The sequence below is a fragment of the Candidatus Palauibacter scopulicola genome (assembly GCF_947581915.1).
Classification (GTDB): Bacteria; Gemmatimonadota; Gemmatimonadetes; order Palauibacterales; family Palauibacteraceae; genus Palauibacter; species Palauibacter scopulicola.
In genome coordinates, this window is sequence record NZ_CANPWG010000074.1 from 14777 (window position 1) to 26537 (window position 11761).

Here is an 11761-nt window from a genome sequence, read left to right on the forward strand (position 1 = left end):
AGGATGACCCACATGCCGCGCCTCGGGATCACGCTGGGGGATCCGCGCGGGGTCGGGCCGGAGGTGACCGCGGCGGCGCTCTCCTCGTTCTCGGCCCGGGACGGGATCGAAGCGGTCCTCGTGGGGCCGCGGTCGCTCGGCGAGGTGGAGGACCGACTCGAGGGAGTGCCCCGGGAGACGGTGGGAGACTGGGACCCCGCGGGCGGCGAGGGGCTCGCGGGCCTGCTCTCGGCGCGGGCCATCGAACGGGCCGTCGCGATGGCGCGGACGGGGGAGATCGACGGGATCGTCACGGCTCCGATCAGCAAGACCGCCCTGCGGGCCGCGGGGTACGCGCACCCGGGGCATACGGAGTTCCTCCAGGAGTTGGCCGGAGCGCACGAGGTCACGATGATGATGTCCGCCGAGCGCACGCCCCTCGGAGGATCCCTGCGCCTGGCGCTCCTCACCGCGCACCTTCCCCTGCGCGACGTCCCCTCGGTGCTCGACGCGGACCTCTTCGCGCGCCGATCCGGGATCGCGATCGAAGCCCTGCGCGTCTGGTGGGGGATCGAACGGCCCCGTGTCGCCTTCGCGGGTCTCAATCCGCACGCGGGCGAAGGCGGACTGTTCGGCGACGAGGAGATCGAGGTGTTCGCGCCGGCGCTCGCCCGGCTCGCGGGCGACCCCGCGCTCGACATCCTCGGCGTCTTCCCCGGAGACACCGTCTTCCTGAAGGCGCTCTCGGGAGAGGCGGATCTCGTCGTGACGCCCTACCACGATGTGGGCCTCGCCGTGCTGAAGACGATCGCGATGAACGAAGGCGTGAACGTGACGGCCGGGCTTCCCTTCCCGCGCACTTCTCCGGATCACGGCACGGCCATGGATATCGCGGGCCGCGGGGTCGCGGACCCGGGGGCGATGCGGGCCGCGATCGACCTCTGCGCCCGGTTCTGCGCGGCGCGGGCCGTCGCGACATGATCTGGCTGAGGGATGTCTCGAAGGCCTATCCGCGCTCCGGAGACGCACTGCGGGGGGTTTCGTTCCGTCTCCGGAAGGGGGAGTTCGCCTTCCTCACGGGACCGTCGGGGGCCGGCAAGTCGACGGTGCTCGAACTGATCCACTTCCAGACCCGGCCGACCGAGGGCGAGGTGCAGGTCTCGCGCTACAACTCGAGGCGGGTCCGCCGCCGGGACATCCCCGCGCTGCGGCGGCGCGTGGGGTTCGTGTTCCAGGACTTCAAGCTGCTGGAACGGCTGACGGCGGCGGAAAACGTGGCCTTCGCGCTCGAGGTCATCGGGACGCCGCGGCGCGAGATCGCCGGGCGCGTCCAGCGGCTGCTGAGCCAGGTCGGGCTCGCGGCCCGCGCCCGCTCGAGACCCTCGGAACTCTCCGGCGGGGAGCAGCAGCGCGTCGCGGTGGCGCGCGCGCTCGCCACCGAACCGCGGATCCTCCTCGCGGACGAGCCCACGGGCAACCTCGATCCCGACGCCGCCGGGGGGGTGTTCGAGTTGTTCCGGATGCTGAACCGCCTCGGCACGGCCGTGCTCATGGCGACACACGACGCGGATTTCGTGCGCCGGCACGCCGGGATCCGCCAACTTGAACTGGAGGACGGGCGACTCGTCCGCGATTCCGCCGCGTGAGAGCCGTGCGCGAGGCGATCGCCGGCTTTCGGCGCACCCCCCTGCTGTGCGCCCTTTCCACCGGAGCGGTGGGGCTCAGCCTCGTGATCCTCGGTCTCTTCGGGCTCGTCGCGCACAATGTCGGAGGGGCGATCGGCGACGTGGAACGCCGCGTGGAGGTCGTCGGGTACCTGCTTGACGACGCCGGTCCGGAACAGGTGCGGGCCGCCCGGCGGGAGTTGGAGGCGCTCCCTGCGGTGGAGTCGGTGCGCTACGTCTCGAAGGACGAGGCGCTGGAACGGGCCCGGCGCGATCTCGTGGAGTTCTCCGACGTCTACGGGGAACTGCGGGTGAACCCGCTTCCCGCCTCGTTTCACCTCAGGTTGCGGGAGGGCTTCCGCACGCCGGAGACGGTGTCGGAGACGGCGGGCGCGCTCGCGGCGTATCCGTTCATCGAAGAGGCGCGCTTCGGAGACGAGTGGGTGGAGCGGCTCTTCACGCTGCGGAGCGCGGCGGCGGGGATCGCCCTCGCCCTGGGCGGCGGGTTCGCGCTGGTCGCCGTGCTCCTGATCGTCACGACGGTGCGCATGGCCGTCCTCGCGCGCGGCGAAGAGATCGAGATCATGCAGATCGTGGGCGCGCGGGAAGGCTACATCCAGCGGCCCTTCCTCCTCGAAGGGGCGGTGACGGGGCTCGCGGGCGGGCTGCTCGCGCTCGGCGTCACGCGGCTCGCGTACGCCGTCTTCCCCGCGCGTTTCGCGGCCGTCGAATCTCTCGCGTGGCTCCCGCATTCCTGGACCGCGGCGGGCGTCGCCGCCGCCGCCGCGCTCGGCCTGCTCGCCGCCGCCTTCTCCGTGCACCGTGAAGTGGGACGGGTGTATGGCCCATCCTAGTCCGGGCGGGGGCGTGCAATGCCGCGCGTGGAAGGCGCGGATCGTTGCGGCCGTGAGCGTCGCCGTCGCGACGATCCCGGCGTGGACCGCGCCGGCTTCCGCGATCGCGCAGGAGTCGCCGGATGTGCGGCGCCGCCTCGACGAGAGCCAGGCGCGGCTGGAGGTCATCCGCGAGGAGCGGCAGCGGCTGCGCCGGGAACTCGCGGGGATCGCCGGGCAGGTCAGCGGCGACTCGGCCGAACTCGTGAACATCGAACGCCAGATCGACGCGTCGGCGAGCCTCATGGCCGAGTTCGACGTTCAAGTGCTCGCGCTCTCCGACCGGCTCACGGCCATGACGCGCGAGATGCTGCTCACGCGCGACGAACTCACGGCGCGCCGGGTCGTGCTGAGGGCGCGGCTCCGCGACATCTACAAGCGCGGCCCCCTCCGCACCGTCGAGGTGCTCCTCTCCTCGAGGTCCTTCTCGGACCTGCTCAATCGCTACCGGTACCTTCGCGATGTCGCCGTCTTCGACCGCATGCTCCTGGAGGACGTGAGGGAACTCGAAGGCAGGCTCGTGGAGCAGCGCGGCGGGTTGAGCCGGGAAGGCGACCGAATCGCCGGCGTACGGGCGGAGCACCTCCGGGAATACGACGAGCTCGAGAGGCTGGAGTGGGAGCGGCAGGAGCGGTTGCGCCGCTTCGCCGACCGACGCGACGAGGCGCAGTCGACGCTGGCCCGGCTGGCGACGGAAGAGGCCGAGCTTCGCGCGCTCATCGGAGGCCTGGAAGAACGACGCCGCGCGGCGGAACGCGCGGCGGGGTCGGCGTCCGTCTCATCGCTGACGACCGGGGATCTCGGTCGCCTCGCCTGGCCGGTCGAGGGCGAGCTCCTGTGGCGCTTCGGGCCCGAGCGGGAAGGACGCACGACGATCCCGCGCGAAGGGATCGGCATCGCGGCCCCGCGCGGCACGCCCGTGAACGCGGTGGACCGCGGCACCGTCGCTTCCGTGGCGGCACGCGCCTCGGGACATACGGTGATCCTCGATCACGGAGGAGGCTTCTACTCGTCCTATCAGAAGCTCCGCGACGTCAGCGTGCGCGAGGGACAGCCGGTCGGCGAGGGACAGCCGATCGGACACGTGGGCGGGGACGCCACCCGGCCGCACATCGAGTTCCAGATCTACGAGCCGGGGGCGGTGGGGCCCCGCGCGGTGGATCCGGTCCGGTGGCTGCGGGGCCGCCCATGAACGGCGAGCGTCCGTGGGGACAGGAAGACCTCCTGCGGCGCCTGGCCGGGGCCGTCGCGGGCCGGAGACTGCCGCAGTCGCTCCTCGTCCACGGCCCGGAGGGCGTCGGCAAGCGGACGCTGGCCCTGTGGCTCGCGCGCGCGCTCCAGTGCGAGGCGGTCGAGACCGGGGATGGACCCTGCGAAGCGTGCCGGAGCTGTCGCATGGCGGCGCGGCTCGAGCACCCGGACATCCACTTCCACTTCCCGATGCCGCGCCCGAAGCGAGCCGCCTCGCGGGCGAAGTTGAGAGAGGCCATCGAGACGCAGCGACACGAGCGTCTCGCGCTCCTGCGGGAGGATCTCCACGCGCGGCTGGACCCGGACGCGGTCACGGGGCTCTATGTGGCCGCCGTGGAGAATATCCGGGACCAGGCATCGCGGCGACCCGCGATGACGCGCAGGTCCGTATTCGTGATCGAGGACGCGGAACGGATGGTGCCGCAGAGTGCCAGCCCCGAGGCGGCGAACGCCTTCCTCAAGCTCCTGGAGGAACCGCCACCCTTCGCCTACATCGTGCTCACGAGCAGCCGCCCGGACGCGCTTCTGCCGACGATCCGGTCCCGCACGGTGCCGCTCCGCGTGGCGCCGCTGCCGACCGAACGCGTGGCGGCCTACGTGGCGGAACACCTCGGCGTTGACGATGACGACCGGGCGCGCGGGGTGGCGCGGCGGGCCGGCGGCGCCGTCTACCGGGCCCGCACGCTCGTCGACGCCGAAGCCGGCGAATCGGAGGCCGCCGCGGACGGTCTGCTGGCCGCCGCCCTCGACGGCACCCCGCAGGCACGCTACCGCGCCGCGTCCCGCTACTCCGCCCGTGGCGCGCGCGGGGAGTTGGAGCCTGCGCTCGAGGCGCTGCGCATCCGCCTGCGGGACATGCTCTGCGTCGCCGCGGGAGCCGCCGACGCGGCACTCGATCCGGGGCGCACGAAGAAGTCCGTCGGAGCGGGAAGCCGCGACGCCCGGGGAACCGTCGGAGGCCCCGCGGAGGGAGCGGTCCTCGAAGCCCTCGGGGCCGTCGATGCGGCGGTGGAAGGGGTGGGCCGCAACCTGAATCCGCAGGCGACGACGGCCCTCCTGCTCGAGGGGATGAGCGCGGCCTTCGCCGGCCGCTCCACTGGCCGAACGGCGGGAACACCGCAGTTTGCGGGGGTACTCAGAAGTCTGTGACGGGAGGCAGCTTCGTGGACGGACTCACACATCTGGACCCGGACGGCCGGGTGCGAATGGTCGACGTGGGGGAGAAGCCGCTCACCCGACGCGTGGCCGTGGCCGAGGGCCGGATCCGAATGCGCCGGGCAACGCTCGATGCCATCCAGGCGGGCGAGATCGAGAAGGGAGAGGCGCTCGCCGTGGCCCGTCTCGCGGCGATCCAGGGAGCCAAGGCGGCGTCCACGCTCGTGCCGCTCTGCCATCCGATCCCGCTCGACGCGGTCGACGTCGACCTCGAAGCGGAGGAGACGCCGCCCGGCTACCGGCTCAGCGTGCGGGCCTCGGCGGAGTGGCGCACGGGCGTCGAGATGGAGGCGATGGCCGGCGTCGCCGCGGGCCTGCTTGCCCTGTACGACATGTGCAAGGCGATCGACCGGGGCATGGCGCTGGGGCCGATTCGACTCCTCGAGAAGCGCGGCGGACGATCCGGCGCCTGGACGGTGGACGCGGAGTGACGCGGATACGGGGGACGCGGTGAACCACAGAGAGGCGCTACGGAAGAAGATCGAGTCGGGCGAAGCCCGGGTGGGCGTGCTCGGGCTGGGCTATGTCGGTCTTCCCGTCGTCACGGCGTTTTCCGGAGCCGGCTTCCGGACGCTGGGGTTCGACATCGACGAGCGTGTCGTGCGGCGGGTGCGGCGGGGCGATTCCCACATCGGCGATGTTCCGGCGCGGGCCGTCGCCGCCGTCGTCGAGAGCGGCCTTCTCGATGCGACGACGGACTTCGGACGTCTCGCGGAGATGGACGCCGTCATCATCTGCGTTCCCACGCCGCTCGGGAAGACCGGAGACCCGGACGTTTCCCACATTCTCGACGCGCTCGGGCACATCCGGGCCGGCCTCCAGCCCGGCCAGCTCATCGTCCTCGAGTCAACCACCTGGCCGGGCACGACCCGGGAACTCCTGCAGCCGGAACTCGAACAGGGCGGACTTAACGTGGGGGAGGAGTTCTTCCTCGCCTTCAGCCCCGAGCGCGTCGACCCGGGTAATCCCACCTACACGTTCACGAACACGGCGAAGGTCGTGGGCGGACTGACCGCCGCATGTCGCGAACTCGCCGCCGGTCTGTACGAACGGGTCATCGACGAGGTCGTGAGCGTTTCGTCACCGGAGGTCGCGGAACTCACGAAGCTGCTGGAGAACACCTTCCGTGCGGTGAACATCGGTCTCGTGAACGAGATGGCGGTCATCGCGGATCGTCTGGGGATCGACATCGGCGAGGTCGTAGAGGCCGCGGCGACGAAACCATACGGCTTCATGCGTTTCACGCCCGGCCCCGGCCTGGGCGGCCACTGCCTCCCGATCGACCCGCAGTACCTCGCCTGGAAGATGCGGACGCTCCAGTACCGGACCCGCTTCATTGAACTCGCCGCCGAGGTCAACGCGGAGATGCCGCGCTACGTCGTGGACCGCGTCGCGCAGGCGCTCAACCGGCATCGACTGCCGCTGAACGGCAGCTCGGTCCTGCTGCTGGGCGTCGCCTACAAGCCGGGCGTCGGCGATGTCCGCGAGAGTCCGGCGCTCGACGTCATCGAGCTTCTGCGCCGGCAGGGCTCCGAGGTCTCATACCACGATCCGTTCGTACCGCGACTGGCGCTCGAGGGCGGAGATCTCGAATCGCAGCCCCTGACGCCGGAGTTGCTCGCATCGAGTCACGCGACGGTCGTCATCACGGATCACCCGCAGGTGGACTACGGTCTCGTGCTCGAGCAGGCGCGGATCGTCGTCGACACGCGTAACGGACTGCCGAAGGGGGCCGGCGAGCCCGTGGAGCCGAGCGGGGCGGTCCTCTATCCGCTCTCCGGCCCGCCGCGCGAACGTTCAGCGCCGGATCTCAAGCCGATCGCCGGGGTGGATCCGGGTCGAGGAGAGGCGATTCCACTCGATGAGCTCGCGCGTCGATACCGAATGTCGGCGGGCGATCAGCCATAGCGAGTCGCCGGGCCGGACCACGATCGTCACAGGCCCGGCGCCGTCGCTCGCGGCCCCGGCGGACGCCGTTCCGGCGCGCCCGGCCCGCGGCACCAGCAGCTCCTGGCCGACCTGCAGGCGACGCGGATTCACGTTGCCGTTCGCGGCCCGCAACGCCGCCACCGACACGCCGTAACGCTGTGCGATCACGCCCAGCGTCTGCCCGCGCTGCACCGTGACGACGGTCGTCCCCTCGGCATTCGTCCGCGCGGAGATCGGACGGGCGCTCGAACTCCGCGCAATCGATGCGCCGGAGGCCCGCGCCGAGCGGGGAACCACGAGTTGCTGGCCGATCTGCAGGCGACGCGGATTCACGTTGCCGTTCGCCGCGCGCAGCGCCGCCACCGACACCCCGTACTGCTGTCCGATCCACCCCAGCGTGTGACCGCGCTGGACCGTGTGGAACGTCCAGGTCACCCGCTCATCCTCCGGCACGGCCGCATACCGCGCCGCGAACCGGGCCGCGCCCTCGACCGGGACCCGTACCTCGACCTCGCGGTGCGGAGGGGTCACGTCGCGCGGAAACTCGGGGTTGAGGAGGTTGATCGTCGCCTCGTCGGTCCCGGCGACCTCGGCCAGGACGTCGAAGCTCGTCGCGTCGGGCACGCGCACCTTCACGTACTCCGGCATCGTCTCCCGCTCCGGATCCGGGAACCCGTAACGGGCGGGATCGTGTCCGATCATGGCCGCCGCGATGATCTTCGGCACGTAGTCCCGCGTCTCGCGCCGCAGCAGACGGCGGTCGGCGAGATCCCAGAACGTCGCGCCCGGCACGGTGCGAAGCCCGCGGCGGACCCGGTTCGGCCCCCCGTTGTAGCCCGCCGCCGCGAGGTACCAGGAGCCGAACTCGTCGTACAGGTCCTTGAGGTGCCGAACCGCGGCGTCCGTGGCCTTCTCCGGATCCCTTCGTTCGTCGATCCAGTAGGAGATCTCGAGGCCGTACTGGCGTCCCGTACCCGCGATGAACTGCCAGAGGCCCACCGCGCTCGCGCGGCTGTACGCGTTCGGGTTCATCCCGCTCTCGATGAGCGCGAGGTAGATGAGGTCCTGCGGCAGCCCCGCCTCGCGGAGCTTCCGGCGGATCATGGGCTCGTAGCGCGTCTTGCGGCCGAGGTAGTTCGCGAAGCGCTCGCCGATGACGGTCTGGAAGTAGTGGACCCACGATTGGACGCGCTCGTTCATCTCGAGCTTGAAGACGCGCGGATCCTCTCCGTCGTGGACCAATCCCAGGGGGTCGCCGCCGAGCATCTCGCGGACGGCCCGGTCGATCTCCGCCGCGGTCGGCCCGGCACCCGTTTCGTCTACGGGATCCGGCACGAGCGGGTCCTCCGGCATCCACTCGTCGTCCGGCGCCGGCGCGGCGGCGTCTGCCGGTTCCGGGGTCGCTTCGGACGGGTCCGCCCGGCCGGCCTCGACCGCCCCCGGCTCGACGTTCGCGGTCGCCGGGACCGGGCCCCGGTCGACCGTACGCTGCGTGAACGCGCAACCGTGCAGCACGAGCGCCCCGAGCACCGGACCGGCCCAGTGAAGGCGCGCGCGGAAGCGGCTTCCTGACGATCGATTGGTCATCGGGCGGTAAAATCCCCTCTCGGCACCACAACTAACCCCCCCCAGGCCCCTCCGCCCCACCAGGGCGTCGCTCCGGAAGCAGGACCGGACAACACGCGGATACATGGTACCGAACGCGATATGCGGTGTCGAGAATTGATCCGGTTTTAGACGTGGTAATTCGGAGCTTCGCGCGTGATTACGACGTCGTGCGGGTGGGATTCGCGAAGTCCGCCGGACGTGATGCGGAGGAAGCGGGCATCGCGCCGGAGTTCGTCGATGGTGGCGGCGCCACAGTAGCCCATGCCGCTGCGAAGGCCGCCGACGAGCTGGAACACGGTGTCCGATACCGGCCCCTTGTAGGGCACCCGGCCTTCGATCCCCTCGGGGACCAGTTTCTGGGCGGCCGATCCCTCCTGGAAGTACCGGTCCGCCGAGCCGGCCTGCATGGCCGCGAGCGAGCCCATGCCGCGAATGACCTTGAACCGCCGGCCCTCGAGGAGGAAGGTCTCCCCGGGGCTCTCGTCGGTGCCCGCGAACATCGACCCGAGCATGCACGTCTCCGCCCCCGCCGCGATCGCCTTCACGAGGTCGCCGGAATACTTGATGCCGCCGTCCCCGATCACCGGCACGCGGCCCTCCGCCCCCGCCACGCTGTCCTCGATCGCCGTGACCTGAGGCACGCCGACGCCCGTGACGACGCGCGTCGTGCAGATGGATCCCGGCCCCACGCCGACCTTGACCGCATCCACGCCCCGCTCGACGAGCGCCGCCGCCCCCTCGCGGGTCGCGACATTTCCGGCAATGAGATCGATGTCGGGCAACGCTTCCCGCACGCGGGCGACGGCCTGGAGAACGCCCTCGGAGTGTCCGTGCGCGGTGTCGACGACGATGACGTCCACTCCGGCCTTCGAGAGTTCCCGCGCCCGCCCGAGTTCACTCCGGCTCGCCCCCACGGCCGCCCCCACCCGGAGCCGTCCGTGCCCATCCTTCGTCGCGTGGGGAAACTGCCGCCGCTTGAAGATGTCCTTGACCGTGATGAGCCCGGCGAGCCGCCCATCCTCCCCCACGACGGGGAGTTTTTCGATCTTGTGGCGGCGGAGAATCTCCTCGGCCTCCTCGAGCGACGTCCCGGCGGGCGCGGTCACGAGGTTCTCGCTCGTCATCACGTCCCGCACCGGCCGCGAGAGGTCCGTCTCGAACACGAGGTCGCGGTTGGTGAGAATCCCGACGAGCGCGCCGTCATCGCCCACGATCGGGACCCCGCTGATCGAGAAATCCCTCATTCGCCTGCGGGCCTCGCTCAGCGTGGCGTCGGGTCCGAGCGTGATCGGGTTCAGAATCATCCCGCTCTCGGACCGTTTCACCCGGTCGACCTGCTGCGCCTGGGCTTCGATCGACATGTTCTTGTGGATGATGCCGATCCCGCCCTCGCGCGCGAGAGCGATCGCCATGCGGTACTCCGTCACCGTGTCCATGGCGGCGGAGAGCAGCGGAATCTGGAGTCGGATGCGCCGGGTCAGGCGGGTGGAGACGTCGACGTCCGCCGGATGGACGAGCGCGTGCCCGGGCGCGAGCAGAACGTCGTCAAAGGTGAGCGCTTCGCGGCTGGAGCGCGGCACGGGAGCTTCCATGCGCCATCGTAGGCGCCGGCCCGCGCGGCGTCAAACGAGCCGGCGGCCGGGGGAGACCGCCGCGACGGCGGCTTGGGTCTAGGGGTCGACGACGATCTCGCGCGTCTCGGGCGGCGGACGATCCTCCCGGGGTTCCGGTTCGGGGCTGCCGGCCTCGAGTTCGGCGAGGAATCCGCGCCCGGCTTCGCGGAACGAGTCGATCACGCGGTCGGCCGCACCGAGCACCTTCATCGTTCCCTTGACCGCGGTCGTCGAGGCCCGCGTCCTCCGCAACCCCCGGTGGACGGATTCGGCGAAGTGCTGGAACGGGTCCGCGCCGGCCGCCGGCCGGGACGCGTACTTCGATGCGAGATAGTCGATGAAATCGACGACCTCGTACTGCTTGTCCTCGGGGAGAGCCTGGAGCTTCCTCCAGATCTTCTTCCTCAGGATCTCGTTCATGCCTTCTTCGGCCATCGCGCCTTTCCGACTTCGTGGTCGCCCGCACTCGCCCTGCGTTTCTGCGCCGGCTCCCCTCATACTCCGCCCGACAGGGGGCAGGTTTCAAGGAGGGGTTCCGCCTTCCGCCGCCCGAAGCATAACATGTTGCGCGTGAAAACCGCCTATCATCTCGCCTGCGAAGCACTCGCGGCGGCCCCTCGACGGTGGCTGGTCACGGGGGGCGCCGGCTTCATCGGATCCCACCTCGTCGAGCGGCTCCTGACGCTGAGACAGGAGGTCGTGGCGCTCGACGACCTCTCGACCGGACACCGCCGCAACATCGACGACGCCGTAGCGGCCGCGGGCGCCCCCGCGGACCGCTGCCGGTTCGTGCAAGGGGACATCGTCGAGGCCGACGCCGCCGTCGAGGCCTGCCGCGGTGTCGACATCGTGTTGCACCAGGCCGCGCTGGGTTCGGTGCCCCGATCGGTCAAGGAGCCGCAGGAGGCGTATGCCCGCAATGTCGAGGGGTTCATCAACGTGCTGGACGCGGCCCGCGACGCCGGCGTCTCCCGCCTCGTTTACGCCTCCTCGAGCTCGGTGTACGGGGACTCGCCCTACCTTCCGAAGGTGGAAGCCCGCATCGGGAACCCGGCGTCCCCGTATGCGGCCACGAAGCGCGTCAACGAGCTGTACGCGGAAATGTACCGCCGCAGCTACCACCTCGAGATCGTCGGACTCCGCTATTTCAACGTTTTCGGCAAGAGGCAGGATCCCGAAGGGCCGTACGCCGCCGTCATACCGCGCTGGGCCCTGCGGATGCTGGCGGGAGAGCCGTGCCGGATCTATGGGGACGGGAAGACGACCCGGGACTACTGCTACATCGACAACGTGGTACAGGCGAACCTGCTCGCCGCCACGACGGGAGCGGAGACGGCGCTCGGCGTCTACAACGTCGCCGCGGGCGATCCGACGACGCTGAACGAGCTGTTCGCCCTCATCCGGTCGGGGCTCGCGGAGAAGCGGCCGGATGTGGGAGGCGCGGAACCCGTGTACGAGGGCTTCCGGACCGGTGATGTACGGCATTCCTATGCGGATGTCTCGAAAGCCCGGGAACAGCTGGGATACGAACCGCGCTGGACGCTCCTCGAAGGCCTTCGGTCCACGCTCGACTGGTACGCCGCCCTCTGAACAGCGGGGACTGGCCTGC

The 11761-nt window shown here is 70.8% G+C and carries 11 protein-coding genes; 8 read left to right on the forward strand and 3 right to left on the reverse strand.

Features of this window, described 5'->3' with window-relative positions; translation table 11 throughout:
- Positions 1 to 3 precede the first annotated feature (3 nt).
- Genes RN743_RS15580 through RN743_RS15610 form a run of 7 tightly spaced genes read left to right on the forward strand, consistent with a single transcriptional unit; the run spans position 4 to position 6910 of the window.
- Positions 4 to 960, forward strand: coding sequence for a 4-hydroxythreonine-4-phosphate dehydrogenase PdxA (locus RN743_RS15580; RefSeq protein ID WP_310781187.1), 957 nt, complete (start codon positions 4 to 6; stop codon positions 958 to 960).
- Positions 957 to 1625 carry a cell division ATP-binding protein FtsE gene (ftsE, locus tag RN743_RS15585; RefSeq protein WP_310781189.1) on the forward strand — a complete coding sequence of 223 codons (669 nt, stop codon included), beginning with the start codon at positions 957 to 959 and terminating at the stop codon, positions 1623 to 1625. Before RN743_RS15580 ends, ftsE begins: the two co-directional genes overlap by 4 nt.
- On the forward strand, positions 1622 to 2497 hold the full coding sequence (locus RN743_RS15590) for a permease-like cell division protein FtsX (protein WP_310781192.1): 876 nt from the start codon (positions 1622 to 1624) through the stop codon (positions 2495 to 2497). The genes ftsE and RN743_RS15590 overlap by 4 nt, the downstream gene beginning before the upstream one ends.
- On the forward strand, positions 2484 to 3728 hold the full coding sequence (locus RN743_RS15595; protein WP_310781194.1) for a peptidoglycan DD-metalloendopeptidase family protein: 1245 nt from the start codon (positions 2484 to 2486) through the stop codon (positions 3726 to 3728). The genes RN743_RS15590 and RN743_RS15595 overlap by 14 nt, the downstream gene beginning before the upstream one ends.
- Positions 3725 to 4936, forward strand: coding sequence for an NACHT domain-containing protein (locus RN743_RS15600; protein WP_310781196.1), 1212 nt, complete (start codon positions 3725 to 3727; stop codon positions 4934 to 4936). Before RN743_RS15595 ends, RN743_RS15600 begins: the two co-directional genes overlap by 4 nt.
- Positions 4937 to 4950: 14 nt before the next feature.
- Positions 4951 to 5433, forward strand: coding sequence for a cyclic pyranopterin monophosphate synthase MoaC (moaC, locus tag RN743_RS15605; RefSeq protein ID WP_310781198.1), 483 nt, complete (start codon positions 4951 to 4953; stop codon positions 5431 to 5433).
- Between the two features lie 19 nt (positions 5434 to 5452).
- Positions 5453 to 6910 carry a nucleotide sugar dehydrogenase gene (locus tag RN743_RS15610; protein WP_310781200.1) on the forward strand — a complete coding sequence of 486 codons (1458 nt, stop codon included), beginning with the start codon at positions 5453 to 5455 and terminating at the stop codon, positions 6908 to 6910.
- Here RN743_RS15610 and RN743_RS15615 read toward each other — a convergent pair.
- The 3 genes from RN743_RS15615 to RN743_RS15625 all read right to left on the reverse strand — a co-directional run bounded on the left by RN743_RS15615 (position 6800) and on the right by RN743_RS15625 (position 10572).
- Entirely contained in the window at positions 6800 to 8518 is a 1719-nt protein-coding gene (locus tag RN743_RS15615) for a LysM peptidoglycan-binding domain-containing protein (RefSeq protein WP_310781203.1), read from the reverse strand. The two genes, RN743_RS15610 and RN743_RS15615, sit on opposite strands and share 111 nt — an antisense overlap.
- A 146-nt stretch (positions 8519 to 8664) precedes the next feature.
- The gene (gene guaB / locus RN743_RS15620; RefSeq protein WP_310781205.1) at positions 8665 to 10131 is read right to left on the reverse strand and encodes an IMP dehydrogenase; all 1467 of its coding nucleotides are present in this window, start codon (positions 10129 to 10131) and stop codon (positions 8665 to 8667) included.
- A 78-nt stretch (positions 10132 to 10209) separates the two neighbouring features.
- Positions 10210 to 10572 carry a DUF2281 domain-containing protein gene (locus RN743_RS15625; protein WP_310781207.1) on the reverse strand — a complete coding sequence of 121 codons (363 nt, stop codon included), beginning with the start codon at positions 10570 to 10572 and terminating at the stop codon, positions 10210 to 10212.
- A 141-nt stretch (positions 10573 to 10713) separates the two neighbouring features.
- On the opposite strand from RN743_RS15625, the gene RN743_RS15630 reads away from it, so the two are divergent.
- Entirely contained in the window at positions 10714 to 11742 is a 1029-nt protein-coding gene (locus RN743_RS15630) for an SDR family oxidoreductase (RefSeq protein WP_310781209.1), read from the forward strand.
- The last annotated feature ends 19 nt before the right edge of the window (positions 11743 to 11761 follow it).

What these genes read in the sequence shown, in the direction of transcription:
- RN743_RS15580 (WP_310781187.1), top strand. Translation starts at nt 4, where the DNA reads ATGACCCACATGCCGCGCCTCGGGATCACGCTGGGGGATCCGCGCGGG.
- ftsE (WP_310781189.1), top strand. Translation starts at nt 957, where the DNA reads ATGATCTGGCTGAGGGATGTCTCGAAGGCCTATCCGCGCTCCGGAGAC.
- RN743_RS15595 (WP_310781194.1), top strand. Translation starts at nt 2,484, where the DNA reads ATGGCCCATCCTAGTCCGGGCGGGGGCGTGCAATGCCGCGCGTGGAAG.
- RN743_RS15600 (WP_310781196.1), top strand. Translation starts at nt 3,725, where the DNA reads ATGAACGGCGAGCGTCCGTGGGGACAGGAAGACCTCCTGCGGCGCCTG.
- RN743_RS15615 (WP_310781203.1), bottom strand. Translation starts at nt 8,518, where the DNA reads ATGACCAATCGATCGTCAGGAAGCCGCTTCCGCGCGCGCCTTCACTGG.
- guaB (WP_310781205.1), bottom strand. Translation starts at nt 10,131, where the DNA reads ATGGAAGCTCCCGTGCCGCGCTCCAGCCGCGAAGCGCTCACCTTTGAC.
- RN743_RS15625 (WP_310781207.1), bottom strand. Translation starts at nt 10,572, where the DNA reads ATGAACGAGATCCTGAGGAAGAAGATCTGGAGGAAGCTCCAGGCTCTC.
- RN743_RS15630 (WP_310781209.1), top strand. Translation starts at nt 10,714, where the DNA reads ATGTTGCGCGTGAAAACCGCCTATCATCTCGCCTGCGAAGCACTCGCG.